General features: G+C 38.9%; 34 protein-coding genes and 1 other RNA gene. 26 read left to right on the top strand and 9 right to left on the bottom strand.

The window, feature by feature from the left end; genetic code table 11:
* Positions 1 to 9 precede the first annotated feature (9 nt).
* The 6 genes from UNSWCS_RS03585 to UNSWCS_RS03610 all read left to right on the top strand — a co-directional run bounded on the left by UNSWCS_RS03585 (position 10) and on the right by UNSWCS_RS03610 (position 5,513).
* Positions 10 to 573 (top strand): 4Fe-4S dicluster domain-containing protein, encoded by a 564-nt coding sequence (locus UNSWCS_RS03585; protein WP_004317626.1) that lies wholly within the window; start codon positions 10 to 12, stop codon positions 571 to 573.
* Complete coding sequence (nrfD, locus tag UNSWCS_RS03590; RefSeq protein WP_021087330.1) at positions 566 to 1,501, top strand: NrfD/PsrC family molybdoenzyme membrane anchor subunit; 936 nt, start codon at positions 566 to 568, stop codon at positions 1,499 to 1,501. The genes UNSWCS_RS03585 and nrfD overlap by 8 nt, the downstream gene beginning before the upstream one ends.
* Before the next feature lie 90 nt (positions 1,502 to 1,591).
* On the top strand, positions 1,592 to 2,260 hold the full coding sequence (locus UNSWCS_RS03595; protein WP_021087309.1) for a response regulator transcription factor: 669 nt from the start codon (positions 1,592 to 1,594) through the stop codon (positions 2,258 to 2,260).
* Positions 2,244 to 3,350, top strand: a complete 1,107-nt coding sequence (locus UNSWCS_RS03600) for a sensor histidine kinase (RefSeq protein ID WP_021087292.1) — start codon at positions 2,244 to 2,246, stop codon at positions 3,348 to 3,350. The genes UNSWCS_RS03595 and UNSWCS_RS03600 overlap by 17 nt, the downstream gene beginning before the upstream one ends.
* Before the next feature lie 49 nt (positions 3,351 to 3,399).
* Positions 3,400 to 4,410, top strand: coding sequence for a Holliday junction branch migration DNA helicase RuvB (gene ruvB, locus UNSWCS_RS03605; protein ID WP_012140129.1), 1,011 nt, complete (start codon positions 3,400 to 3,402; stop codon positions 4,408 to 4,410).
* Positions 4,411 to 4,433: 23 nt separating this feature from the next.
* On the top strand, positions 4,434 to 5,513 hold the full coding sequence (locus tag UNSWCS_RS03610) for a hypothetical protein (RefSeq protein ID WP_021087303.1): 1,080 nt from the start codon (positions 4,434 to 4,436) through the stop codon (positions 5,511 to 5,513).
* 10 nt (positions 5,514 to 5,523) lie between these two features.
* Here the strand turns inward: UNSWCS_RS03610 and UNSWCS_RS12630 are convergent, their stop codons facing one another.
* Positions 5,524 to 5,658: a hypothetical protein gene (locus UNSWCS_RS12630; protein ID WP_021087396.1), complete on the bottom strand. Its 135-nt coding sequence runs from the start codon at positions 5,656 to 5,658 to the stop codon at positions 5,524 to 5,526.
* A gap of 55 nt (positions 5,659 to 5,713) precedes the next feature.
* On the opposite strand from UNSWCS_RS12630, the gene UNSWCS_RS03620 reads away from it, so the two are divergent.
* Genes UNSWCS_RS03620 through UNSWCS_RS03630 form a run of 3 tightly spaced genes read left to right on the top strand, consistent with a single transcriptional unit; the run spans position 5,714 to position 8,019 of the window.
* Complete coding sequence (locus UNSWCS_RS03620) at positions 5,714 to 6,754, top strand: AI-2E family transporter (protein ID WP_021087361.1); 1,041 nt, start codon at positions 5,714 to 5,716, stop codon at positions 6,752 to 6,754.
* Between the two features lie 13 nt (positions 6,755 to 6,767).
* Positions 6,768 to 7,139: an HIT family protein gene (locus tag UNSWCS_RS03625; RefSeq protein WP_021087311.1), complete on the top strand. Its 372-nt coding sequence runs from the start codon at positions 6,768 to 6,770 to the stop codon at positions 7,137 to 7,139.
* Complete coding sequence (locus UNSWCS_RS03630) at positions 7,132 to 8,019, top strand: cache domain-containing protein (RefSeq protein WP_021087420.1); 888 nt, start codon at positions 7,132 to 7,134, stop codon at positions 8,017 to 8,019. Before UNSWCS_RS03625 ends, UNSWCS_RS03630 begins: the two co-directional genes overlap by 8 nt.
* A 92-nt stretch (positions 8,020 to 8,111) precedes the next feature.
* On the opposite strand, the gene panB is transcribed toward UNSWCS_RS03630, so the two are convergent.
* Positions 8,112 to 8,927, bottom strand: coding sequence for a 3-methyl-2-oxobutanoate hydroxymethyltransferase (panB, locus tag UNSWCS_RS03635; protein WP_021087289.1), 816 nt, complete (start codon positions 8,925 to 8,927; stop codon positions 8,112 to 8,114).
* A gap of 85 nt (positions 8,928 to 9,012) precedes the next feature.
* On the opposite strand from panB, the gene UNSWCS_RS03640 reads away from it, so the two are divergent.
* From UNSWCS_RS03640 to UNSWCS_RS03645, 3 genes are all read left to right on the top strand, one after another.
* Entirely contained in the window at positions 9,013 to 9,417 is a 405-nt protein-coding gene (locus UNSWCS_RS03640; RefSeq protein WP_004317574.1) for a hypothetical protein, read from the top strand.
* 30 nt (positions 9,418 to 9,447) lie between these two features.
* Positions 9,448 to 9,806, top strand: a transfer-messenger RNA (tmRNA) gene (gene ssrA / locus UNSWCS_RS11645).
* A gap of 234 nt (positions 9,807 to 10,040) precedes the next feature.
* The gene (locus tag UNSWCS_RS03645; protein ID WP_021087342.1) at positions 10,041 to 11,240 is read left to right on the top strand and encodes a tyrosine-type recombinase/integrase; all 1,200 of its coding nucleotides are present in this window, start codon (positions 10,041 to 10,043) and stop codon (positions 11,238 to 11,240) included.
* Positions 11,241 to 11,433: 193 nt separating this feature from the next.
* Here the strand turns inward: UNSWCS_RS03645 and UNSWCS_RS03650 are convergent, their stop codons facing one another.
* From UNSWCS_RS03650 to UNSWCS_RS03670, 5 genes are all read right to left on the bottom strand, one after another.
* Positions 11,434 to 12,606: a hypothetical protein gene (locus UNSWCS_RS03650; RefSeq protein WP_021087365.1), complete on the bottom strand. Its 1,173-nt coding sequence runs from the start codon at positions 12,604 to 12,606 to the stop codon at positions 11,434 to 11,436.
* Positions 12,607 to 12,706: 100 nt separating this feature from the next.
* Entirely contained in the window at positions 12,707 to 13,345 is a 639-nt protein-coding gene (locus tag UNSWCS_RS03655) for a hypothetical protein (RefSeq protein WP_021087406.1), read from the bottom strand.
* A gap of 5 nt (positions 13,346 to 13,350) precedes the next feature.
* Positions 13,351 to 13,494 (bottom strand): hypothetical protein, encoded by a 144-nt coding sequence (locus UNSWCS_RS11775; RefSeq protein WP_162142141.1) that lies wholly within the window; start codon positions 13,492 to 13,494, stop codon positions 13,351 to 13,353.
* Positions 13,495 to 13,685: 191 nt separating this feature from the next.
* The gene (locus tag UNSWCS_RS03665) at positions 13,686 to 14,063 is read right to left on the bottom strand and encodes a hypothetical protein (protein WP_021087408.1); all 378 of its coding nucleotides are present in this window, start codon (positions 14,061 to 14,063) and stop codon (positions 13,686 to 13,688) included.
* A gap of 2 nt (positions 14,064 to 14,065) precedes the next feature.
* On the bottom strand, positions 14,066 to 14,452 hold the full coding sequence (locus tag UNSWCS_RS03670) for a helix-turn-helix domain-containing protein (RefSeq protein WP_035143415.1): 387 nt from the start codon (positions 14,450 to 14,452) through the stop codon (positions 14,066 to 14,068).
* Between the two features lie 182 nt (positions 14,453 to 14,634).
* Between UNSWCS_RS03670 and UNSWCS_RS03675 the strand changes: the two genes are divergently transcribed.
* Both UNSWCS_RS03675 and UNSWCS_RS03680 read left to right on the top strand, forming a co-directional pair.
* Positions 14,635 to 14,898, top strand: a complete 264-nt coding sequence (locus UNSWCS_RS03675; protein WP_021087353.1) for a helix-turn-helix domain-containing protein — start codon at positions 14,635 to 14,637, stop codon at positions 14,896 to 14,898.
* On the top strand, positions 14,891 to 15,379 hold the full coding sequence (locus tag UNSWCS_RS03680; protein ID WP_021087287.1) for a hypothetical protein: 489 nt from the start codon (positions 14,891 to 14,893) through the stop codon (positions 15,377 to 15,379). The genes UNSWCS_RS03675 and UNSWCS_RS03680 overlap by 8 nt, the downstream gene beginning before the upstream one ends.
* Here UNSWCS_RS03680 and UNSWCS_RS11780 read toward each other — a convergent pair.
* Complete coding sequence (locus UNSWCS_RS11780; protein ID WP_021087282.1) at positions 15,363 to 15,539, bottom strand: hypothetical protein; 177 nt, start codon at positions 15,537 to 15,539, stop codon at positions 15,363 to 15,365. The genes UNSWCS_RS03680 and UNSWCS_RS11780 overlap by 17 nt on opposite strands.
* Before the next feature lie 165 nt (positions 15,540 to 15,704).
* Between UNSWCS_RS11780 and UNSWCS_RS03685 the strand changes: the two genes are divergently transcribed.
* The 11 genes from UNSWCS_RS03685 (at position 15,705) to UNSWCS_RS03730 (ending at position 23,405) form a co-directional block, all read left to right on the top strand.
* Complete coding sequence (locus UNSWCS_RS03685; RefSeq protein WP_021087340.1) at positions 15,705 to 16,097, top strand: hypothetical protein; 393 nt, start codon at positions 15,705 to 15,707, stop codon at positions 16,095 to 16,097.
* Complete coding sequence (locus UNSWCS_RS03690) at positions 16,087 to 17,232, top strand: DNA cytosine methyltransferase (RefSeq protein ID WP_021087306.1); 1,146 nt, start codon at positions 16,087 to 16,089, stop codon at positions 17,230 to 17,232. The genes UNSWCS_RS03685 and UNSWCS_RS03690 overlap by 11 nt, the downstream gene beginning before the upstream one ends.
* An 8-nt stretch (positions 17,233 to 17,240) precedes the next feature.
* Positions 17,241 to 20,156: a phage/plasmid primase, P4 family gene (locus UNSWCS_RS03695; RefSeq protein ID WP_021087371.1), complete on the top strand. Its 2,916-nt coding sequence runs from the start codon at positions 17,241 to 17,243 to the stop codon at positions 20,154 to 20,156.
* Positions 20,146 to 20,361 carry a hypothetical protein gene (locus UNSWCS_RS11785; RefSeq protein WP_155242293.1) on the top strand — a complete coding sequence of 72 codons (216 nt, stop codon included), beginning with the start codon at positions 20,146 to 20,148 and terminating at the stop codon, positions 20,359 to 20,361. The genes UNSWCS_RS03695 and UNSWCS_RS11785 overlap by 11 nt, the downstream gene beginning before the upstream one ends.
* A gap of 229 nt (positions 20,362 to 20,590) precedes the next feature.
* Complete coding sequence (locus UNSWCS_RS03700) at positions 20,591 to 21,172, top strand: hypothetical protein (protein WP_021087341.1); 582 nt, start codon at positions 20,591 to 20,593, stop codon at positions 21,170 to 21,172.
* Positions 21,173 to 21,246: 74 nt separating this feature from the next.
* Entirely contained in the window at positions 21,247 to 21,702 is a 456-nt protein-coding gene (locus tag UNSWCS_RS03705; RefSeq protein WP_021087394.1) for a DUF736 family protein, read from the top strand.
* Positions 21,703 to 21,711: 9 nt separating this feature from the next.
* Complete coding sequence (locus UNSWCS_RS03710) at positions 21,712 to 21,918, top strand: hypothetical protein (protein WP_021087363.1); 207 nt, start codon at positions 21,712 to 21,714, stop codon at positions 21,916 to 21,918.
* 1 nt (position 21,919) lies between these two features.
* Complete coding sequence (locus UNSWCS_RS03715; protein WP_021087357.1) at positions 21,920 to 22,288, top strand: hypothetical protein; 369 nt, start codon at positions 21,920 to 21,922, stop codon at positions 22,286 to 22,288.
* A 7-nt stretch (positions 22,289 to 22,295) separates the two neighbouring features.
* Positions 22,296 to 22,745: a hypothetical protein gene (locus UNSWCS_RS03720; RefSeq protein ID WP_021087372.1), complete on the top strand. Its 450-nt coding sequence runs from the start codon at positions 22,296 to 22,298 to the stop codon at positions 22,743 to 22,745.
* Between the two features lie 10 nt (positions 22,746 to 22,755).
* Positions 22,756 to 23,184 carry a hypothetical protein gene (locus UNSWCS_RS03725; RefSeq protein WP_035143419.1) on the top strand — a complete coding sequence of 143 codons (429 nt, stop codon included), beginning with the start codon at positions 22,756 to 22,758 and terminating at the stop codon, positions 23,182 to 23,184.
* A gap of 17 nt (positions 23,185 to 23,201) precedes the next feature.
* Positions 23,202 to 23,405 (top strand): helix-turn-helix domain-containing protein, encoded by a 204-nt coding sequence (locus UNSWCS_RS03730; RefSeq protein WP_021087281.1) that lies wholly within the window; start codon positions 23,202 to 23,204, stop codon positions 23,403 to 23,405.
* Positions 23,406 to 24,435: 1,030 nt separating this feature from the next.
* Here UNSWCS_RS03730 and UNSWCS_RS03735 read toward each other — a convergent pair.
* Positions 24,436 to 24,672, bottom strand: a complete 237-nt coding sequence (locus UNSWCS_RS03735; protein ID WP_155242294.1) for a hypothetical protein — start codon at positions 24,670 to 24,672, stop codon at positions 24,436 to 24,438.
* Between the two features lie 280 nt (positions 24,673 to 24,952).
* On the opposite strand from UNSWCS_RS03735, the gene UNSWCS_RS03740 reads away from it, so the two are divergent.
* On the top strand, positions 24,953 to 25,486 hold the full coding sequence (locus UNSWCS_RS03740; RefSeq protein ID WP_021087304.1) for a hypothetical protein: 534 nt from the start codon (positions 24,953 to 24,955) through the stop codon (positions 25,484 to 25,486).
* Positions 25,487 to 25,508: the final 22 nt, after the last annotated feature.

A 25,508-nucleotide genomic window follows, 5' to 3' on the forward strand; every position in this document is an offset into this window, starting at 1 on the left:
GGATAGAAAATGAAAAAATATATGATGATACATGATGAAAATTTATGCATCGGCTGTCAAGGCTGCTCGGTAGCTTGCAGAAGTGCAAACAACGTGCCAAGGGGACTTTACCGCTTTCAGGTGCATGCAAAGATGAGTGGGACATTTCCAAATTTAAAGACTGACTTTTTACGTCAAAGCTGCGTTATGTGCGAAGATGCACCTTGTGTTGAGGTTTGCCCAACTGGCGCTAGCTTTAAAACGGCTGATGGCGTGACACTGCTTGATCATAGAATTTGCGTTAGCTGCAAGTACTGCATCCTAGCCTGTCCATACGACGCTCGCTACGTCTTGCCAGATGGCGAGATAGGCAAATGCACATTTTGCTATGAGAGCAGGCTAGAAGAGGGCAAAGACCCAGCTTGTGTTAGCGTCTGCCCTACAAATGCACTAACTTTTGGCGACGTAAATGATGAAAACTCTAAAATTTCAAAGAAACTAAAAGAGAGCAAATATTACTTGCCAAAAGCGGAGTTAAACACAAAACCTTCACTTGCGATGATCGCAAATACAAAAGGAGCACACCATGAATAACATGTCAGGAAGCTTAGCTCAATACACAGAAATTTACTGGGGCTGGCCGATAGCTTTTTATCTATTTTTAGCAGGACTTAGTGCAGGTGCTAGCATCGTTGCTGTGCTTATCTCAAATAAATTTGGCAAGGATAACTACTACTTTAAAGCAGCCGCCCTTATCGCTCCAGTGGCGATCATCCTTGGACTTGCCCTTTTGGTGCTTGATCTTGGCAAGCCGCTTAGCTTTTACTGGATACTTTTGCTTTATAACTTTGACTCAGTTATGTCAATAGGCGTTGCGCTACTTCTAGTTTATACGCCTCTTAGCGTTATATACGCGCTTGGAGCATTTAAAAATGAGATAGCATCGCTTAAAATTTCTCTTTTTGACGCGCTTGCAAATTTAGCTAGCAAGCTTTCAGGTTTGCTTGGAGTTTTGCTTTTCATCTTAGGCATCGGCGTTGGCGCATATACGGGCTTTTTGCTAAGCGCAGCTCACAAGATCGCACTTTGGAACACACCAGTTTTGCCACTATTATTCTTAGTTTCTGGCTTAAGCTGTGCTGGTGCATTTACACTGCTTCTTGGCGTGCTAAAAGATGAAAAGAGAGCGCAAAACCAAACTGCACACTTTTTATTAAAATTTGACTTTTTAGCGATAATAGTCGATTTTTTGCTGATAGTTGCTCTTTTCATGGTCGTAAAAGGTGCAAGTGCAAGCGGCGCAGATGCCGTAGCAAACGCACTTAGCGCAAATTCTCTTGGGCTGATGTTTTATATCGGCGTCATAGGTCTTGGTATGGCTGTGCCTATCATTTTAGATTTAAGTGTTTTAAAGGTGCATGATTTCAAACGCGAATTTGCCGTGCTAAACGCTATTTTAGTCATTTGTGGTGTCTTTTTGCTAAGATATTACATAGTCTATGCAGGACAAATTTTTATTTAATACTTAAAAAAGAATTTTAATTTGAAATTTACCTATTAAGTATTACAATAGATAAAAATCTTATTAAAGTTTGTTTTTTAGGAGAGCATTTTGAAGATTTTGCTTTTAGAAGATGATTTGGGGTTTCAAGAGAGCGTCTGTGAGTTTTTGCAGACGCTTGGTTATGAAGTTACAGCGGTGAGCGACGGTCAAGAGGCTTGCGACTTGATAGAGAAAAATTTCTATCACCTTTTTATACTTGACATAAAAGTGCCTGGAGTAAATGGTCACGAGGTCATTAAGTATATAAGAAGTCTAAATCCAAACGCTCCTATCATGATAACGACATCTCTAGTCGATATAGACGATATGGCGATCGGATACGAGCTTGGCTGTAATGAGTATCTAAAAAAGCCATTTGAGCTAGCTGAGCTTAAATTTAGAGTTGCTGAGCTTATGCGAAAATACTATGGCACTGACGATAAAAACATAGTTAAGATAAATGACGAGTTTAGCTTTAACCTAAACAAGCGTGTGCTATATAAAAACGACAAAGCTGTTGATCTTAGTGCAAAAGAGGTCGCTTTGGTCGAGTGTTTAGTCTCACACTTAAATTCTTACGTCAGTATGGAGGAGCTTAGAGATCTTGTCTGGAATGACAAAGATATAGAGGGCGCTGATATAAGAATGCACGTTTTAAAGATAAGAAACAAGACAACAAACGACTTTATCATCTCAAAGAGGCGCATAGGCTACAAGATAGATGCACAAGAGCTTTAAGATCCAGATCATAGCGACATTTGTCATAATGTCGCTTTTTTGCTTTCAAAGCTTTGTGATCTTAAATTTAAGCCAGAAAAACAGCAGCTCAAAAGCCCTTTTTGGTGCTATGAAGCATGAAACCATCATCAAAAATTCATTTCTTAAAAACGAAAATATAGCTAGCTCATTAAAATATAAATTTGCCATCTATGATGTAAATTTTAAACCCATCATCTCAACCCTTACCAAAGAGCCAAGCAGCTTTAAATTTGTAACTCTAGAAGAGAGCGGGTATCTCTTTTACAAGAGCTTTTTTATAAAAGATAAGACCCCTTACTACATCGTCGTAGAAAAGGAGCTTGATAACAAAAAGAACATATTTTTAACAGCTCTTATGCTGCTTGTCATCCTTGTGGCAGTGCTTTTTATCGTCTATTTTTTATATCTAAGTAGCGTTAAGCCTTACAAAGAGTTTCAAAAATATATGAACAACTTCTTTAACGACGCTATGCACGAGCTCAAGACCCCACTTGGCGTAGCTGGCATGAACCTTGAGATGCTGGGACTTGAAAACAAGTATATAACCCGCATCAAAAACGCCCTAAAACAGATGCAAATAACCTACGAAGATGTCGAGTTTTTTATAAAGCGTGGCTATATCAAATTTCCACTTGAGAGGCTAAATTTAGGCGAGTATGTTAAAGAGCGAGTGAAATTTCTCTCAAGCGTGGCTGATGTCAAGCACATCGTAGTAAAGACAAATTTAGCAAGCGAGGCATTTACTATGCTAAGCAAGGTCGAAGCTCAGCGCATCATCGATAACACCATTACAAACGCCATAAAATACAGCTCAAAAGAGAGCGAGATAATAGTAAATTTAGAGCTTGAAGCAGAGCTTATAAAGCTTAGCGTGCAGGACTTTGGCAAGGGGATAAAGGACGTCAAAAGGGTCTGGAAAAGATACGTGAGAGAGGATGAAATTCAAGGCGGTTTTGGTCTTGGGCTAAATATCGTCAGTGAAATTTGCCAAAAACATGACATTTTATATGGCGTTGATAGCGTTTATGGCGAGGGCAGCACCTTTTACTACAAATTTAAACGAGCTTAGATTAAGCATAAAAGCGTAAAATGAAGCCTTAAATTTAGAAGGAAAAACTTTGGATAGAATCGTTGAAATCGAAAAAGTAAGCTTTGAAAACGACTTTGAAGTCTCGCTAAGACCTAGCAAATTTGAAGACTACATCGGTCAAGAAAAGATAAAACAAAATTTAGACGTCTTTATAAAAGCAGCCAAAAAGCGAAATGAGTGCCTAGACCACGTGCTTTTTTACGGCCCTCCAGGACTTGGTAAAACCACCCTTGCTCACATCATCGCAAACGAAATGGGCGTAAGTATCAAAATGACCGCAGCGCCGATGATAGAAAAGAGTGGCGACCTAGCAGCGATCCTTACAAATTTACAAGAGGGCGACGTGCTTTTTATCGATGAGATACACCGCCTAAGCCCAGCTATCGAAGAGGTGCTTTACCCTGCGATGGAGGACTTTAGGCTAGACATCATCATAGGCTCAGGGCCTGCAGCTCAGACTATCAAGATAGACTTGCCAAAATTTACGCTTATTGGCGCAACGACACGTGCTGGTATGATCTCAGCGCCTTTAAGAGATCGCTTTGGGATGGATTTTAGGCTGCAGTTTTATACAAGCAGCGAGCTAAGCCGTATTGTGCAGATCGCCTCAGCTAAGCTTGGTAAAGAGTGCGATAAAAATGCCTCGCTTGAGATCGCCAAACGCTCACGTGCCACGCCAAGGATTGCTCTTAGACTGCTAAAGCGTATCCGCGACTTTGCCGAGGTAAATGACGAGCAAATCATCAGCCACGAGCGCGCAAAAGAGGGGCTTAATGCGCTTGGCGTAAATTCGCTTGGATTTGATGAGATGGATATTAGGTATTTAGAAATTTTGATGCAAGCAAGGCGCCGTCCGATGGGGCTTAGCACGATCGCTGCGGCACTTAGTGAGGACGAGGGCACGGTTGAGGACGTTATAGAGCCATATCTGCTTGCAAATGGCTTTATAGAGCGCACAGCAAAGGGCAGGATCGCAAGTGCGAAGTGCTTTGAGACCTTTAACGTCAAGATCGACATCGAAAAAGGGCTTTTTGAGTAGCGAAATTTAAATTTGGAGCAAAAATGGGCGAGCCACATCTTTGTCCTAAGTGCAAGCAAAGGACGATTTACTTTGACGGGATTTGTTATGAGTGCAGGCAAAAAGAGAAGCTGGAGTTTTACGAGGGCTTAAGCGAAGATGAGATCAAAAAGAGGCAGAAAGATATCCTCGCTCGCATTGACGAGCTATATAAATATGATGAAATTTACAGCGACCTCACATATATTTTTTATCTGCATGGCATTTGCGACGAGCAGATCATCGAAGAAGTGACAAAAAACAGCGGGTACTACCCACCTGAAATTTACAAAAAGGCTTCAATAAAGATCAGAGATGAGCTTATAAAGAGGCTTTCAAGCGAAGAAAATATAGTCAAGCTAAATCACATCCTATCAGCACTTGCATGGCAGGGCGATGAGGTGGTGAGAGAGCTATTTTTTAGGCTTTATGGTACGTCAAAGCCTTGGAAGACGAAGCTTTATGCCGACACTGACGCATATGTTCAGACTGCTGGCTGGAGTTTTGATAGCAGTGGCAAGAGAAGAAGCCTAGTTTTTGATAAGTGCTTTACCTGCCAGCCAAGCCAAAGCGCAGAGGCAAGCGTTAAATTTAAAGCACTAAGTGATGAAAAGTGTAAATTTTGTAGCGGCGAGATGCTAGAACTCACCATCAAAAAAGAGAGCCTAAAGCGGCTTGGTTTGGAGCTTAAAAATGACGCTGTGCTTAAGTTTTGCCCGACCTGTGTTGGCTTTGTGCAGTACTTTTGCCAAAATGACGGCAATAATGTGCAAACAGAGGTAGTAGGTGAGGGTGAGAGCGAAGACTATGTAAGAGAGGCTGTGGCAACGCTTGACGGGCAAAAATTTGAGCTAGCAAACGAGGTCTGTATGCACTATGCGGCTATGATCGATGGTGAAATTTTACTTGGAGGATATCCGCAGTGGCAGCAAGACAGCGAGTATCTAGCCTGCCCAAAATGTGGTAAAACGATGAAATATCTAGCGCAAATTCCTTTTGGTGGCTTGATAGACGGCGAGGGCACGATCTATATGCAAATTTGTGATGAGTGTGAGGTTGTCGGAGCAAATTTTCAGTGCACGTAAAAGGCTAAATTTATAGGAGCTTTCGAGCTAGAAAATTTACGTAAGGCATAAATTTATCTAAATTTATTAAGCGGTGGCAGGCTAAAAATGCCAAAAGCCAGCTCTTTGCAAATTTGGCACCAGAGCGTTTTAGTAAATTTATCAAGCAAATGAGTAGCTTTGATAAATCTGCTATAATTACCCCATTTTAAGGGAGCAAGATGAATAATAGGCTGTTTTTTGGAATTTTTGCGTTTTGTGCTTTGGCTTTGGTGGTCTATCTTTTTAAACCATTTTTACTTGATATTTTTATCGCAGCGCTGCTCGCGGTGGCTGTTGCAAACGTGCAGATCGCATTTTTAACGCTTACTAAAAACCGCAAAACGCTCTCGTCAGGTCTTACGACATTTGCGCTTCTTTGTTTGTTTATCGCACCACTTCTTTACGCAGTCGTAGAGATCGCGAAATACGCAGCTGGCTTTGACATAAACAACGTCACAAAGACGATCGAGTTTATCAAAAACTACGACTTTAGCCTGCCAGAGTCGATAAATTTCTTAGAGCCAAAGATAAAGGAATTTATAGGTGGGCTTGATATCAAGATGCTATTTTCGCAAGTCGCTGCTAATCTTGCAAATTTAGGCAAGCTAAGCCTTAAATTTGGTGTTGATATGATCATCATCCTAGTCTTTTTCTTCTTTTGCAACCTTTACGGTAACGAGCTTATAAACTACCTAAAAGAGGCGCTTCCCCTTAAAAAAGAGGACACTGAGTCGATACTAAGCGAGGTTGGCAACGTGATGGGCGTCGTTTTTTACTCAACCATCGCAAATATGATCATTCAGGGCTTTTTGTTTGCCATTATCACCAGTTTTTACGGCTATGACGGCGTGCTAACTGGCATATTTTTTAGCTTCGCTTCACTCATCCCAGTCGTTGGCGGCTTTTTGGCGTGGGCGCCTATTAGTATCTATGAGTTTGCAAATGGCAACACAGCAGCCGCTATCACGATCGCACTTTACACTATTATCGTGATCTCGTTTGGCGCTGATACCTTGCTAAAGCCGCTTGTTATTAAATTTATAAACTCAAAATTAGTCAAGATACCAACAAAGATAAACGAGCTACTCATCTTTTTTGCGATGATCGCTGGTATCACGACGTTTGGCTTCTGGGGCGTGATACTTGGACCTGCGATCGTGACATTTTTTGTTTCAACGATCAAGCTTTACACGCTTTTGCGAGAGAGAAATTTCGTATAAAATAGGGGCAAAAATGATATATGAAGATAAATTTATAAGAGTTGAGCGCGAAAAGAACGAGCTTCCGTGGGTGAAAATTTTTAGCGCAAAGCCATATAGGGAGCTAAGTGACTGTGATGAGGCGAGTAGGGCTAGACTTTTTGAGGCTATGCTGGTGGCTGAAAAGGCTATGCTTGAGTTTTATAAACCAACTAAGATAAACATCGCAAGCTTTGGAAACTACGTGCCACACGTGCATATTCACGTTATTGCGAGATTTGAAAACGATGCTTTTTTCCCAGATAGCGTTTGGGCTAGCTCCAGAAGAAAAAGCGAGCTTGAGCTGCCTAAATTTGACGAATTTGCTAAATTTTTAGAAAAAAAACTAAGGTCTAGTTTTGAGTAAATATAAAAAATATTTTAATATCTATATCGTCCTAGTCGTTTTTGCGCTGCTTGGTAGCCTTTTTTATTTTCTTTATAGCTCATACATGGCTGAAAAAAAGCAAAACAATATGCGTGTCTTTTTTGACTACCACGTAAAGCAGCTAAACAAAAGCATCGATGATGAGAAATTTTCATCAATGGCGATCTCGATCCTGCTTGCTCAAAATGAGTCTATACAGATGTGCCTGCTAGGTCAAAACCGCGACGAATGCGTAAAAAACATTGAAAATTTGACCAAAACTCTTGGCGCAGCGTCGATGTATAACAACATCAAACTTCATCTTTACGACAAAGATCTAAAAAGCTACGTAAGAAGCTGGGATCTAAATAGATATGGCGATATGATCGCTAGTGGCAGGTTTTTAGTCCAAGAGTCAAGGCGGCAAGATAGGCCCATGGTTGGCATCGAGGCGTGGTATGCGGGGGTGCATATAAGGGCTGTTTCAAATGTGATGCATGAGGGTAAAAACATCGGTAGCATCGAGGTTTTGCTAAACTACGACTCACTTGGAAATTTTTATAAAACGCAAGGCATAGACCTTTTCGTGCTCCTATCAAAAGATAAGATGCCAGCACATAAAAGCGTGCCGAGTGATCAAATTTTAAGCGATTATTACATCGAAAATTTAAGCAGTGCGAATTTAAATATAGTTGGAATTTTGCGCGATATCGACCTTAAAAAGTATGAATTTTACGTATATAAGACGCACTATTTTTGCGTTGTGCCGCTACTTGATGCTAGCAACACTCAGATAGGCTACTACGTCCTTCATGTAAATACTGACGAAAAAGAGCGAAACATCTCGCAAAACTATCTTGAATCAGAAGAGCTTTTTTAAAATAAAAAAGTATGCTCTAGCGCTTTGGTGTTGCTAGAACTGGGTTTTGCTTAGTGTTTTTTGCAGAGTTTTTATAAATTTGGGATGTAAATTTAACCTTTATACGAAAACTCTTCGCTTGGGAAAATTTTGTTTTTTACTTCGTTGGCGTAGCTTTGCACGCCTTTTCGCACAAGAGTGGCTCCGTCAAGATAGCGCTTGACAAATTTTGGCTTAAAGTCCTCGAAAAATCCCAGCATATCAGACCAGACAAGCACCTGACCATCGACGTCTGCTCCAGAGCCTATGCCGATAACTGGCACACGAACCTGCCTTGTTATCTCGCTTGCCACGTTGCTAAGCGTGCCCTCAAGAAGTATGCCAAACGCACCAGCTTGCTCAAACGCCAAAGCCTCTTCAACTAGCCTTTTTGCCTCAAGCTCGCTTCTGCCTTTTATCTTATAACCGCCCTCAAATTTAAAAAACTGCGGCTTTAGTCCGATGTGAGCCATCACGTTTATGCCCTCTTCGCAGAGGCGTTTTACTAAATTTACCTGATGCATGCCAACTTCAAGTTTCACCGCATCGGCATTTGTCTGCTTGAAAAATTTCATCGCATTTTTGATCGCTTGTTTTTCGTTTGTGTAGCTGCCAAATGGCATATCAGCTAGGATAAAACTCTTTTTAGCCCCGGCGCAAACGGCCTTTGTGTGATAAAGCATGGTGCTCATATCAGCACTTAGTGTGCTCTCTTTCATATTAAAGCTCATGTTTAGGCTATCGCCAACAAGGATCACATCAGCATAATCATCAAAAATCTTCGCAAATAGCGCATCGTAGGCGGTTATCATCACGATAGGCTCGATGCCTTTTTTGTTTTTTATATCATTTATAGTGAGTTTTTTCTTTGCGATTTTTTCATCTCTCATGGCTAAGTCCGGTAAAATTTGTGATAATGCTAACAATTTTATCAAAATTTTGCTACAATTACGCCAATTTCTTAAGGACATGAAAATGGGTATATTAAAAAGGCTTGAAGTCGATTATTCTTACGATATAGTTGAGGAGTTTCTCTCCCACTACACTTTGATGTGCGATTTACTAGAGCCTTTGATAATAAATTTAGGAAGAGCTGATAAGTATAAGGAGAGCATTTTAGAGCTTTCTAGGATCTTTCACAATATCAAATCAGCAGCAGGTTTTATGCATCTTGACCCGATCTTGAAACTAACGACTTTAGCTGAAGAGGTCACTCAAGAGGCTAGAAGCTTAAAAGGTCCAGCAAATGATAAATTTATAGATTGGTTGCTGCTTATTAGCGATCAGTTTCATAAATACAAAGGCGACGTCGAGAAAGACCTAGAGTATTTTAGCGTCCTTGAGCCTAAGATCATTGACGTACCTGCAAAGCTTGACTAAACAATCCAACTAAACCATTTCATTTTTTATGGGAGCGACTTGGCTTCGACAGGAGCAGAGTGTGTACGGTGGCACGTCGCTTTGAGCAAAGCGTAAAAAGCTCAAATTAAATTTAAACGCAAACAACGTTAATTTCGCTCCTGCTTACGCTAAAGCTGCGTAAGTTCAGTTGAGCCTCGCTTTGTCTCATTCTAGCTAGGATGTAAGCGAGTAATTTAGCTAGAGTAGGCCAGCAAAGTGACTGCTTGCTAGCTGAAATTCTAGTCTTAGTCTAAATTTTGGTTTTGGAAAGTGAGCCTTTTTAGATGAAATTTTCACTTTTGCTAAGCGTGTAGAGGCTGTACGGATTTTGCTTTTGGACAGGGGTTCGATCCCCCTCGCTTCCACCATCTTATACTTTTTAATTCATTTCAATCCTTTTAAAAACCTTTCAAGAAATACGATAAGAACAATCTTTGATATATATTATTTATTTAAATTGTTTTCAATATTTTTAAATCTTTTTAATTGCCTTTAAGGACTTTTTACGGATAATTTAGAAGATAAAACGTTGTCCGTAAAAAAATGTCCGTAAAAAATCGCCGCTTGATTTTTAGGGGCTTGCGGACACTTAAAGGACAAAAATGCCAAAGATCAACCCTCCCTTAACGGATACAGCCATAAGAGCCTTAAAACCAAAAGATAAAGTTTATAAAAAGTCCGACGGACAAAATTTATTTATATTTGTCGAGCCAAGTGGTCGTAAATTTTTTGCATTTGAGTATAAAAGCCCGCTTACATTAAAAATGCGTCGCATGGCATTAGGAAGATACCCAGACCTTAGCCTCTCAGCCGCTAGAGAAAAGCGCAGAGAGTTGGCAGCTCAGATATTAGAGGGTGTCGATCCGCTCATAAGCAAGAGAAGCGAAAAAACGACACTAAACGATATCGCTGCAAAATGGCTAGATATAAAATCCGCAAACATAACTCCAAACTACTTAAAAAAACAAAATTTGATTTTTAACAAGCACATTGCGCCATATTTAGGCGATCGGCCATTGGATAATATAAAAGCAGTAGAAATAATAGATGTATTAAAGATCATAGAAAAAGCTGGAAATTTAGAAACCATCAAGCGTGTATTTATCTTGCTAAATCAAATTTTTAGATACGCAGTCACCTATGAGATAATCGCTCACAATGTCGTAGCCGATATAAATTTCAAATACGCCTTTAAAACCGCAAAGCCTAAAAATTTCCCTACTATCACAGATGAAAACGAGATACGCACGTTACTTGCGTCAGTAGATGGGTATAATGGCGACATAAAAACAAAAGTCGCATTAAAGCTTGCGATCTACACCGCCATGAGACCTTTTAACGTTAGAGCCGCCCAGTGGGATGAGTTTGATCTATCCGTTAAAATTTGGACGATTAAAGCGAACAAGATGAAAATGAAAGAGGCCTTTAGACTGCCTTTAGCTGATCAAGTAGTAAATTTATTAAAAGACTATGCCAAAATTTGCGGAAGCACTGAAGGCTATCTTTTCCCTAGCGCACTATCTAAAAGCCGTCCAATGAGCGAAAACACCTTAAACACAGCACTAAGGCGCATGGGATACGGCAAAGATGAGATCGTTTCTCACGGCTTTCGTGCGATGTTTTCTACTATGGCCAATGAAAAAAGAAATGAGCACGGTTGCCATGCCGACATTATCGAACGATGCCTTGCACACAAGGACAAGGATAAAGTAAGAGAAGCTTACAATAGAGCTCAAAATTTAGCAGATATGAGGATGCTGATGCAGTGGTGGGCGGATTATTTAGATGAGTTAGTAAAATAATGCGTAAGATATTATGTATTATTTTGCATAGGATAAAATTTAGAAAAACTTTTTTGCAAGGTTTGTGATGCCTTATGATTTTCAAATTCGCTAAAATGCTTTTCTGATTAAATCTAAATCGTTATCCATCTAAACTCTCCGCTTTTTTGCGGATAGTTTAGATTATGAGTTTCCTAAAAAATGTATAAAGTTATTAATTTTTTGCGATATTTAGAGAATTACCTATTTTGTCATAAAGTTTCCTCAGACTTTCAGATGGAAGTAAATCTATAATTTTTTCTAAAAATGTTAAACTTGGAATTTGCCCACTAGAATTTATTCTATCACTGGGATTAACACCGATAGCATCAGTAGCTATTTCTAAAAGCTTATCTCTCAATTCTATATTTCCAGATTCCAATATAAGACGCTCAAAGCCAATATAAGATGACGCTAAGGCTTCTTTGTGCCTATATTCATCGGCTGTTTTCTTGTATTCAGAAATCTGTTGTGTTGAGTAATAAATAAAAAATCCACTAAATACCCACAATGGTAAACTTTTAAAAAAATCAACAAAACCAAAAGTGTTTAAATATATAGCTAAAATAAAATAAAACAAGAAAGCAACAGCAAATGTTACTATAGCCCAATTAAAAATACGATTCCACTTTTCTACTTTCTTTTCCGTTATTCTTCTTTGTCTCATATATGCCCTAGCTAACCCAGCGGAAGTTGCGCCAGGAAGCAATGAATTTATCTTATTCTTTAAATTTTTAAAGTCATTTTCCCCATGTTCAATCATATTATTTACATATTCTTTTTTTTCATCCAAAAAGTCTACCCATGACTTTTTATTGTTTTTTGGATCATTATCATCCGTAATCCCATTAAACACCTCGTCATAAAAATCTTTTAGCTCATTTATTTTATATTCCGATTCTTCTATTTCGCTACAAGCAGACTCGAGTTTAGAAACAATACCTTGTGTCTGGTTACCTTCGCTGTCTTTTTGTCCATAAAAATTTATATATGTTTTTCTTATTTTTACAGCATCATTATTGGCTTGCCTTAAATTATTTAAAATACTACTCGAGTCTTTTAGTGCTATGCTCCTATCGTCTATATCGTAAATTTCGCTATAAGCATTATTTATTTTTTCTTGGGAGTCTTTTACGTCATCCAAAATTTCGTCTATTTCTTCTTTTTTTGTAGCAAAATCACCATAGTTAGTATAAAAATTCTCAATATTAGAGACTGCTGTAGCAAAAGAGTTATTTTCTATCATATCCAACAATCCAGACAGTGCGGATATTTTTGTTTCATCTTTAAAAACAGAAATAAGTCTTTTTTGAACAACATCTATATTAGATTGTTTTTCATTGCCCATATCCTCTCCTTTTTATATGTTTGTAATTCGCCATAATTTATTTCTATTCTCTAAACTTGCTTGCCTAGTTCCAATATGTATTCTAATTAAAATTTGAAATTTATATTTTTTCATTTTTTGTAAAATCATCAGGAATTTTATTTTGAATGCTGCTTTCTGATATATTCCCAGTATCTACTAAAGTATTGATTTCTGCATTAAGAACACGAGAGTTCTCTATTGCAACATCATTTTCATTGTCAATAGATATAGTTTTTGCATTTATGTTATTTGTAATTTTATGTTGCATCCATTGTTCTTTAGTAAAATTTATCAATTTTTGCAATGATAGAAAAACTATAGAGGTAAAATTTATTGATATAAAACCTACTGTAAAATTCATCAAAAACTCATAAAAAGATTCTTTCCCGTCGCCACCAATAGCTAGTATAATAGATAAAATGATAGTTATGCAGCTACTTCGTATTAAGTCACGAGGTCTATAGTCTATATATGCTGCAAATAAATAAAATAAATAATATCCCACATAATACTCATATTCTTTGCCAAAAATAATACGGCAAAGAATGGCTTCAATTAGCAAATAAAGTATAATATAGGATATGGTGGCTAATATTGTTTTTATTGTCTCTCTTGGTTTATAACCAATAAAAATTAAAACTAGATATATTAAAATAAATAGTAACACAGAAAAAGCAAGTAAAATAAAACCGAAATTTTGTAAAACCACTTCTTTCATTATCTCTATATCTTGTAATTATTCTGCGTATTATCGTTGCCGATTTGGTTGTTTCCACCAGTTATTATGATCGTGCGTCCATCTTCATCATAAATTTTATGCTGTTCATCTTTTTTTGATCTATTCAGTCTGCGTCTTCTTCTGCTCATATATATTGAAAACAAAAAAGTCACTATCATAAAAAGTATCATAGCCCCGAAAAGGCGATAATATAAGATCTGTGGATTTGGATGATAGAGTATATACAAAAAGAGATTATTCATCGCATCACGAGCTAAAATAGCACAATGACCGATCCCGGCAAATATCGCTTCACAAAGCATTTTTAAAAATTCATCTATCACGCTTTACTTCCATTATTATTTTGAGTATTTCCGTTGCCTATTTGATTGTTTCCACCGTGGATTTGTATGTTATATATTTTTGTATCGCCCCTCTTTTTTCTGCCAATTCCTTGAGAAAATTTTACCCACAGCCATACAGGATCATCTTTATCTTTAATAACAAAATCAGCATCTAAAATTTCATGATATTCTATATCCAAAAATTCTAGAAATTCTTGAGCAGCCAACATTTTGTCATCTCCATACCCTGCATTACTCTTAGCATCTTCTCTAAAAAGCATCAGCTCCTTTACCTCAAAGACACTTATTTCATTTTCGTTATCATTTACACTAAGACCGATGTTTTTTGTCCAGTATTTATCCTGCTCAAGCATTTTTACTCTCCTTTAGTAAATTTCTCTTTTTCTTCCTCTAGACGCTCGATAAATTTTCTAAGCATAGCGTTACTGCCGTATTCATCAAAGAGCCTTACAAACTCGCTCCATATCTCGCCTCTCTCTTTTTCATTTGAACCATTGTTTTGTATATTTGAGTTGCCGATTTGATTATTGCCACCTGATATATTTATTCCGCTCTCTAGATATTCAGGCGTTACGTTTAGCTTTGTGGCGATTTCCAAAAGCCTCCCTCTCGGGATTTTTTTTCTATTTTTCCAATTATCGAGTGTTCCATATTGAATTTCTAAAATTTCACACATCTGCTTATCTGTTTTTACTCCGAGCACAGCGCGCATTCTCGCCAAAATAGCTTCTAAATTTTCCATTTTTTCATCCTTTTAAGATAAAATTTGATATTATTACTCTTGACTTTACTATTATTTGATAGTATAATTCACTCATTAAAAATAAAAACTTTTGATTTAGAGGCTTTAAAAACAAGCCTAAAAATTAAAACTTTTGTTTTAACCCTAGATTATAGCCATTTTTGGCTAAAAAAGGACTATTCATGAGGCGTAAAGCAAGTGATTACATCTCTCTAACCGAGGTCGGTGAAAGGCTCGAGGGCATTAGGCTGATTTTTGGACTAGATCTCGCGGAAATTTGCGAACTACTTGAAACTACAAAATACTTTTTTAACGAGGTCAAACGCGGCCGCAAGCTCATCCCCTACGAGTGGGTGATGAGACTTAGTGAAAAATACAACCTCAATCAAAACTGGATCTACCAAGGCGAAGGTGAAATTTTTAGTAAAAGGAGAAGCGATGTGTGAGTTTGAAAAACAAGAAGCCGTAAGGTCGTTTTTACAAACCGAGTTGGATAAATATAGGTTTGAGATTAGCGTCCTAGAAGCCAAGCTAAAGGATGCGAACGAGCGAAAACAAACCGCCCATATTATCTACCCAGAGGTCGTGGGCGTAGAGACGAAAGACGCCAGAGTCTTCCTAGAATACGCGTTAAAATACGTCCAATTGCCGCCGAGCGACGTAGTAGCGCGGCTACTAAAGTTTATGGACAAGCTAGACGGCGCGGACGAAACGCCGGGCAAGACCGCGACGGAGGCGGAGACGAAAACGGCGAAAGACGAAGTAAAAGCGGACGAAAAACTGGCCGCGAAGTCTCCCTCTCAGGTTCTTTACGAAACGGTCAGAGCCTTAAGGCGCTTTAGAGATTATGATGCCCGACGCGTGGTACTAGCTTTATACGGGTATTTCGTTACCGTCGAGGATGACTATTCTAAGCGTCGGTCTTAGTGGCAGTTTTGCCGCGCTCGTCGTCTTTAAAGATTGCGGCTTTGATATCGTTAAAAGCTTTAGCGATATCTCGCGCGAGTTCGTCTTTTTCGGACGGTTTAAAGGCGCCTTCTTGCGCGGCGAGCTTTACAAGTTCTAGGGCTATTTCGTATTCGTTCATTGTTTTGGCTCCTTTGGGGTTTCGTTTCGTGATTTGATTAAAAAGGATTAAAAATGACTGAGCAATTTGCCTTAAGCGTTATTGCCGTGGTTGTTTGTGCTTTTGTAGGCGGTGCTATGCTGACACTTGGCATATTAGCTTTGCTTTTTAAAAAAAGGGGCTAGCATGAGTGCGATGAGGGAGTATATACGTGTAGATCACGCCAGCATACTTGAGACTTGCAAGAAAAATTTACAAAATTTAAGTTATTTAGACCGCAAGCATGACAGACATGATCGCTTTATGATATACGAGCACGCCCTTTTTGTGAAACAAAACTACCTCTGCCCGCACTTTGATGAAGTGGCAGATACATACTATAAAGCCCTTGAATGTGCATCAAGTGAGAGCGAGATAGCTGACTACGTCGCAAGACATACTGGCAAAAGTAAAGCCGCTATCTACTTTTACTTTAGGCGTTTTCGCTTCAAAAACCCCGAGTTTGCACAAGAGGTCATAGAAGTTTTAAAGAAATTTATCAAAGAGAACAACCTCTTTGCGGATGTGGATGATGCATAAAATATCACTTGCTACTCTTTTTTCAGGTATAGGCGCACCAGAATTTGCTGCCAAAAAAGTCTTTGATAGTGTAAAAATGATATTTGCCTGCGAGATAGACAAATTTGCTCGCAAAAGCTATCTAGCCAACCACGATGCTCCGCTAACTTTTTATGAGGGCATAAGAGACCTTGATGCCAAAGCTTACGCTGAGCAAATAGATATTTTGATCGGCGGTAGCCCTTGTCAAGACTTTTCAACAGCAGGGCAACGTGCAGGTGAGAATGGCGAGAGAGGCAACTTAATATGGCAATTTTACCGAATTGTTAGCGAAGCCCACCCTAAGGTATTCATCTACGAAAACGTCAAAGGCTTTTTGTCAATAAATGGCGGCAAAAGTTATCAAAGTTTTTTAGATGCTTTGCGAGGGCTAGGCTATTTTTGCCACGCCGAGATTTTAAACACCAAAGACTACGGCATACCGCAAAATAGGGAGCGGCTCTATATCGTAGGCTTTTTAGATGCGCAAGAGTATCACGCATTCTGCATCGCTCCAAAAACTGGCTACAAACGACTGGCTGATTTTTTGGATACGAGTGTAGATGAAAAATACTTTTTGAGCGATAAGGCTTTAACGCATTTCCGTAGTAAGAACCCTAAATTTAACGGAAAATTCGAGCCTAAAAACGCAAACGAGAGTATCGCCAACACTCTCACTACAAAACCAAATCACCGTAGGACAGATACATTTATTAAAGTTGTAGGTGAGCTTGATATAAAAGGTGCGGACTGCATAAAACGCGTCTATGATACGGATGGGTTAGCTCCTACGCTCACTACTATGGGTGGAGGTGGCAGAGAGCCAAAGATTTTACAGCGCTCTAGAGGTTTTAATAAAGGCGCTGAGTTTGAGCTTTGCCCTACGATTAGCTCAAATAGTTTTGAACACAATAATTTATTAAAGAACGAGCGCATACGCAAACTAACTCCCAAAGAGTGCTTACGCCTGCAAGGATTTCCTGAGGGCTTTAAAATCGTAGTGAGCGATACGCAGACTTATAAACAAGCAGGAAATGCGATGAGCGTCAATATTATAAAGATGATATTTAAGCAAATTCAAAAAGCTAGCATCAAACAATTTAAACTGGTTAGATAGGCAAAGTGATGAGTGATAACATTTTTCAAACGATAAAACAAACAATATCTAAGCATGATTTTAAAGATTTTGTGCAAAGTGTTTATGGCATAGAGTTTAAAAGTGGAAATGCTTTTTGTCCATTTCATGATCATGATCATAATACACCAAGTCTTGGTATCAATTCTGACTCTAATGGCGCATTTTTTAAATGCTTTGCATGCAATGCCAGTGGTGATATAACAAAATTTGTTGAGTTAAAAGAGCATATCTCACCACTTCAAGCAGCCAAAAAAGTTTGCGATCATTTTGGTATACCAAATACGATCAATGCAAAAGAGATGAGCGAAGAAGAGAAAGCAGCCTACGAAGCACATCAAGCTATTTTAAAGGCTGAAAATGAGGCTCGTATGAAAAAAGAGGCTGAGCAAAGAGCTAAAAAAGAGCTTGCCCTAAAAGCAAGACTAGCCAAAATAGCCCCTCAGCTCGTAGAAAACAAGCTTAAAAATTACGATCTCATCAAAGATCAAATCTCAGCCATCTTTCCGATACCAGGCAAAAACTTTGATCCATATAGCCGTGAGCTTATAGGATATAGCTTTGAGCATAAAAGCCTAGCCATCATCATTAGAGACGCTAACGGCGCGCCGGTAAATATCAAGTATAGGGAGAAATTTGCCTATGACGCTAGCAAAGGCGAGCTATCAAGCGAACGAATGTCTGGCAAATGGATAGGCGAGAGTGGCGCACATGCTAGCCCATTTCCGCTAAATTTTTACAATGACTATCAAGGCAGCACCATAGTCATCTGCGAGGGCGAAAAGGATGCACTAAATTTAATGTGCTTTAACACTTGCGCCCTAACGCTTGGCGGCGTGACTGCTAGCTGGCAGGAGTATAAAGAGCTTTTAAGAGATAAGCACGTCTTTATCTGGTTTGACCACGATGAGGCTGGATATGAAAATGCAGTAAAGAAATTTTACGAGATCAAAGATGTAGCTAGAAGCGTTCGCATAGTGCTATTTTATATGGTAGGCAAAAACCTTTCAAAAGGCTATGACATCAGCGACTACCTACACGACAACGCCTTTAAATTTCAAAGCGCTAGCCCACTTGAGACGGTGGCGTTTAGCTGCTTTGAGCCGACAAATATCATCATAGACGAGATCTGCGAATACTTCCCAGAGCTTTCGCCAAAGCTTGAAAAGTTTAAACAAAATTTACCAATAAAAGAATTCCGCCAGATCAAAGCCGAGATCATGGCACAAGATAGTGAAGGCAACTTCATAAACATTTTCCCAGTAAAAGGCGAACTTGATGACAAGTATGTCGATGAAGTCTTAAACACTGCAAAAGAGATAGAGAAAAAAATGGGTGAGAGATACGAGGAGTTTAAAAAGGCCTATATAAAAAATTTTCTTCTAACTGAGGAAGAAGAGAAAAATTTTGAGCGTTTCTCAAAAGCCTTTGGTGATGCCTTTAAGATAAACAAAACTATGCGAACAAACTACCATCAAACACACGTTACAGACATGGTAGCAAGTCTAAATCAGACTTTTTTAAAGCTTGGTTATCGCTTAGGCGAATATAAAAAGAATTTGCACGTCTGGGCTAGCAACCACTTCATGCAGATAGATACAAATGCGTTAGCTAAATTTATCCATACGCACTGGATGGTAGTTGCATATGTAGATAAGAAAAAACAAAGCCGTGAAAATGTCAATAAGATAGTTGAAGATCTAACTAGCTTATCTCTAAATTTAGATGAGATGAAATCTCACGAACCTCGGCGCGTTATAAATTTATTAAACGGCACGATCTTTATAAGCAAAAATGGCATCATCACATTTAAAGATAAGCACGACTATAAAGACGCTGCTACTAATATCTTAAAATTTAACTATGACACCTCTGCTAAATGTCCAAAATGGAATAAATTTTTACGTGACATCATGAGCGACGAGGACGACATGAAAACGCTTATGGAGTTTATAGGCTACTGCTTTTTGCCTAGCCATGAGTTTGAAAGCTTCTTATTTTTATATGGCAAAAGTGGCGCAAACGGCAAGAGCGTTATACTTGATACCATCAGAAACTTTTTTGGCGAAGACAACGTCTCATCCCTTCAGCTTCAGCAGTTTGAAGGACACCAGCTTTGCGCACTTACAAATAAGCTCTTAAACATAGGCTCTGAGATCGATAAAAACGGCACCGACAAAGGACAGCTAGCGAACTTAAAAGCCATCGTCAGCACAAAAGATGCCATTACTATAAACCCAAAAAATGAAGAGCCTTATTCACTGCTTCCTAACGAGAAGCCAAAGCTTGCATTTGCAGGCAACGAAAAGCCAAAAAGTGGCATCGATAATGGCGTATTTAGACGTATGCTTCTTATCGTTTTTGACAAAGAGGTAAAAGATAGCCAAAAGATCCGTGGCCTTAGCGACCGCTTTGATGATGAGCTAGCTGGCATCTTTAACATGGCGCTTGCCGGGTTAAAACGCCTTATCAAACAAAACAAATTTACTCGCTCTAAACGTATGCAAACTGAACTTGAAGAGTATAAAGATAGCGTAAATCCACTTCGAACATTTGTTAAAGATGCGATCATTGCAGATCCTGACTACTTTGTGCCGTCAGTGCCACTTTATAAGGTTTATCTAGCATACATGAACGACAAAGGCGGTAAGCCTCTCACACAAAAGAATTTCGCTCAAGCTCTGCGTGATGAGCTAACACTTGCTGGTATAAGTTGCTCCTATGGTCAAAAGAGGATGACACTAAACTATGCTGGCATAGGTGATAGACCAAGATGCTTCTTTGGCTTTAGAGTAAGCAGCGACAATCTCGACTTTGATAGCGTAAAGATAGAAAATGGTGGCGAGCTTATCATAAATCAGATAAGTTACTACCAAGCAAACGGAGCAAAAGCCGATGAAAACTAATCTTTCTTTGTGGCTCACGATGATTTTAGCTAAAAATATCTACAAAGCGTCATATTTTAGGGCGTTTGATAGATGTTTTACATCTATGTGGCTCATAACTGGCTCACGATTTTTATTTTTCTTGAGCCAGCAAAAAGCTGTATTTATGGGGTTTGGCGTGCTGTTGGCTCACAATCTCGCCATTTTTGCCCCTATATTGGTTTGAAATTATTTTTTTTCTTTTTAAAAATTTTTTTATAGCTATATATATAAAAAATGGTGAGCCAAAGAGAATTCTTAAGCTATTAAATAACGATAATATCGTATTTAGATGCTGGCTCAAGAAGTTTAAACTTATGAGCCAAAGAATTTATAAAATAACGTTTTTTAGGGGTTTGGGGTGGCTCACGATTTTTTAGTGATTGTGAGCCAAGTGAGCCAAAAAAGGAAAAAGCATGAAACAGATGAATGAAACTCAGCAAAAGGCTTTTGAGATATACCTTGAAAGTGCGACGTTTGAGAGCGATTATAAGCCTATTAGCGAAGAGCAACTAGCTTCAAAGCTCGAGGCTCTAGGGCTAAAAGGATCAAGTAGCTCTATAAACCGCTGGAAAAAGGACTTTAACTGGGCGCAAGCTTTACAAAACAAAGTAACTCTAGCTATGAGCGAAGATAAGCAAACTAGAAATTTACTTCAAAGATCGAGCCTGCAAATGGTAGTTAAAAACACCAAGGTTGATATCGAGCGAAACAACGTCTTGCTAGCTGCTAGCTATGAGATCATGGAGAGCGAAGCAAAGCGCATCGTAGCTAGACAAAGAGAGACTGGCACACTTAGCGCCGAGGACTTTGAGAGAGCGAAATTTATCTCTACCCTCTCAGCTGGCAGAAGTGAAAAGATGCTTGACCGCCTAGCCATCATGCCACCAGAGGCGGTTTCAGCCGAGCAGCTCTTATCTCGCCTAAATGGGGTCAAGGTCGAGTTTGAAGATGACGTTATCGACGCAGAGGTGCAGGATGAAAAAGCTAGCTCTTAGGTTTTTACTGGCTTTTATCTTGGTTTTTGTTTTAGCGATATTTCAAAATTTAGCAAATTTATAAAGGAGAGAAGATGAACGTAGGCTATTTTAAACGCAAAAGCTACAAAAACGCTGATGGCGAAGAGATCGGCTACACAGGCGGGACTATCATGATTCCATTTTTAAGACCCATAGAGGTAGTTATGCTTAGCACTAGCGCAGAAGATAGACAGAAAAATAAAGACTTTCCAGGCTTTCAGCTAGCCCTTCAAAAGCCAAAAGGCTATGAAGGTGGCAGACAGATAATAGGCGCACTATGGGGCAGACAAAGCAAAGATGGCACCAAAAGCTTTTTAAGTGGCTACATACAGACGCCAGCAGTGCCAGGCTATAAAGTATATATAGCTCTTTTTAAGGCTGGCGAAAACGCCAAAGAGGGCGTGCTATATGACGTTGTTTGGAACGCACCTAGACGAAACGAGCAACAAGATGTGCCGCCTAGCGACGAGACTACATTTTACGTAGATGATCAAGAGATACCATTTTAAGGAGACGATATGGAAATTTTAATAAATGTAGAAGAAAGTGAAGTAGATGATTTTCTAGATATCCTAAGTGGCAATTTAAAAAAGCAAAAAATCATACATATAGCAAAAGCTATCGATTCTTTAGATGAGATCTCACTTGGAGATTTAGCCTACTATTTAGACAAAGATGTAGCAAAAGCTCTTCTAGAAGCTATCAATACTTATCATAAGGACTAGCATGAAAACTTTTAAAATTTACGTTTGTAGCCCTTATTCAGTCTTTAAAGATGACAAGAAAAAGGCTAGAGAAGTAGCTATCAAAGCCCTAGCAGAAGCCAATGAGTATTTTAACGGCGATGAAAAGTATGAGCTTTTTAGCCCAGTTTTAAACAACTCCGCCTATAGAAATTTAAGCTACCCCGAGGTTATGGCTATCTGCCTAAAACAGCTTGATAGTTGTGGTGCTTTATTTGTCCCAAGTGAAAAAACTTGCGACAAAGGGCTCATCTTAGGCTCAGAAGGCATCAGCATAGAGATAAGGCATGCCTTTATCAAAGACTACACTATCTACGATCCAGGCGATATTCTTGCTACTATGGAGTTATAAAAAACAAATGACAACAGCAGAGCTAAAAGACGCAGCCATCTTTGTGATGGCTTACTCATTTTTAAAGATGGATAGCACGCAGGAGTTGGGGCTATTTATCAACAAAAAAGCGAGCAAATTTATAGATGAGTTGATTACAATTATGTCGCCTATTGTGCAGCACTATCACGCCTTTAAAGAGCGCATAGATCTTCAGATAACAGCCCTTGATAACAAAGCTAGCATCTGTAAAAGCGACTTTAGCACCACAGCGCCACAGCTTGCCTGCGACCTGCTCTATCTAAGATTTGCACCAAACAACCGCAAAGGTCAGCGTCTAGCTCCCATCCTAGCTGAGTTTTACGCTTGTAACAAAGACAAGATAGCCTACATCTTAAACAAAAGCTATGATACGAAATACCGCAAGGAAGCCGAGGACAGCCAAAGCCTTGCCTATTTTTACATTGAAAACATTTAAAGGATAAACAATGACGACGCAAGAAATGATCGAAGTAATGCAAGCTTACGATAAAGGCGAGACAATAGAGGTTAAACTTTTTGGAGAAACTACTTGGGAAACATTGATTACCCCCACTTGGGATTGGCAGCTTAATGACTATCGTATAAAGCCCAAAATACAAAAATCAGAGGGCACCGGTTTAATGATCTGGAAACGAAGCGAAGGCGAGCCACTACATCCCAAAAGTCATTTTTACCAAAGCTCATACATAAAAAGAGAAAGAAACGTAGACGATTATGTCTATTGTGACGACATCCTTTGGTATTGGGAGTATAAAGACGAAGACGGCTTTTGGCATAAAACGGATTATCGTGCAACGAGAGCCGAGATAGTAGAAAAGTTATCAAATTTTAGCGACTTTAGCCCTCTTTACGCGCTTGGCTTTAGACTACCATAAAAACTAAAGGATAAAAAATGACACCGCTTCTACCTATAACAGACCCTATCACCACTAAGCAAGCTTGCGAGCTTCTAAAGTGCAACGCCGTAACCTTGTGGCGCTACGTCAGAGATGGTAAATTTAGAAAATACGCAGTTACTCGCAAGAATGTACTTTATTCTACAAGCGAGATTATGGCCTTTCTTGAGGCGTCAGCAGCCTCATCACCTAGGGTTTAAGATTGTAAAAAATTTAAAGCATTTTAAAAGGTGCTTTAAATTTTTAGTATTGTGGGCAAACATGAATGCGATTTTAACCATAAGTGCAGTTACTATAGTTATCTTGCTTGTGATAATGGCCTATGATTATGCTAAAAAGTCCAAGACCCAAGGCTAGCTTATCCAAATACTCTTTTGCTAGCGGTTACGCAGCATACAAACCTATAATCCAAGTAAAACATCATAAAAACTAAGTGGCGAACTCGCCACACCCTATAAATTTATCAAAAACATCTTTTTTTGATGCCACTAAAACACCTACAAGAGCGTTTAGTTACGATCACTAAAAATTTAACGCAACCACCTTGATCGCAAGCTCCAACGCTAGCGCGGCAAAGTGGCTGGCTTCCCAAAGAAAATTTTTACTTATTTTTTTATAAGCAGATTAGATTAAAGCGCGTTTTTTGGATATTATCGCCATTTTAACCGCCAACAATATGAAAAAAGTTTGAAAAATTTTAAAATTTTTAGTGTGACTGTAGTATTGTATGGCGCAGGCCAAATGGGTTCATAGCCCCCCCCCTTTTTTTTTATCAAAGATTTTAAGCTAGCTTTGATCTAGTAAGCAGCTCACACAAACCAACCAACACACACGCCAGCCAAGCCAACATAGCTAGCACGCCCACACAAAGACCACTAGGCATATTAAATTGCCTCGTAATTTTTCGTAATGTCCTAACCACAAGTGAGAAACAATCCACAAATTCCCACGCATTTCGCCCAAAGCTAGCATGTCCAAGCATTCCGCATCATCACGCTATCAAACCACACAATCACAACTGTAAAAGAAATTTTGACAGTTGAGATTTTGCACTTTCGCACTATTAAATAGCACAACAAAAATACCAAGGCTAACGCACCAAGCCAATAATCTATAAATTTCTATCCAAAGCTCACGCATCCAAGCACCACACACCATACCAAAGCTTAAAAAATAAAACTAATCTATCTTTCAAAAAGCCACTCCAACCTTAAACAAAATCGCCATTTTTCATAAAAAATTAGCCAAATTTACTCGCTCTAACCTTAAAGCACTTTTCTTTACCACAAGCAAAAGCCGTATTTTAGGCACTCTTTTATTTTTAGTATTGAAAAGTATGATTTCCATAACTAAATTTTCAAGCCATTTTTTGACCATTTTTCCAAAACTAACCTTAAACCACTTTGCCACTAAGATCACACCTCCGCCACCAGCCAGCACATCAAAACCACACCAAAACCAAGCCAAAAGCCACAAAATGGGCTGGGTTTGCTCTCAAAAACTCACACTCTCCCCCCACTCCGACAAGCTATCTCATTACTTGCTTTGGCCGCTACTGGTGTTCGAACTTGCGCCACCGCTCCTAAGTGAAAAACCGGCTCCGCACCGCTACTTGCTTGTGATCACCCTACGATAATCTTTGGCAATCTCCCAGTAATTGAGGCAGACAAACCTTAAACGAAACACAAGTTGAATCGGTTTGAATAAAAAATTGATAAAATTGCACAACAATAAAAAAAGGTTAGACATGCAGACAAAAGAACTTAATGAGCTTTTTTCAGAAGATAGACTAAAAGCATACGCTAGTGATGATGAGCATAGAGCAAATCTACTGCTTATTGGCGAGCTAGCACCAAAACTTGGTATCATCGAAATCATTACTAGAAATAAAACAGCACAAATTTTAGGAGACATGGATAGCATTTTCATATCACGCCAAACATTTGGTTATTGGTGTAGAGTGATAGACCAAAACAAAATACACAACGATCTACTCGATCTACGTGGATTAAATTTATCAAAATACTCTAAATTTAATCGGCAAAGCAAAAGCACTATGCTAAATTATAAAAAAGTAAAGATATGTTATTCGCTACTTCTGACCATTAGAAATAGGGCTTTACATTGGGAAAATCTATATAAGCTAAACACCGATGGCACACCGCGTATATCGACCAACTTAGATGGCATAGTAGTGGGTATAGATCCTGAAAATCTAAAGCTTTTTATAGATGATATTTTATGCTGTTTTAATGAATATTTAAAGGGATATCTTGAGTGAGGGCTTTAAAGCGCCCCCGGTG

Origin of the sequence: Campylobacter concisus UNSWCS, from assembly GCF_000466685.1 — a bacterium.
Classification (GTDB): domain Bacteria; phylum Campylobacterota; class Campylobacteria; order Campylobacterales; family Campylobacteraceae; genus Campylobacter_A; species Campylobacter_A concisus_A.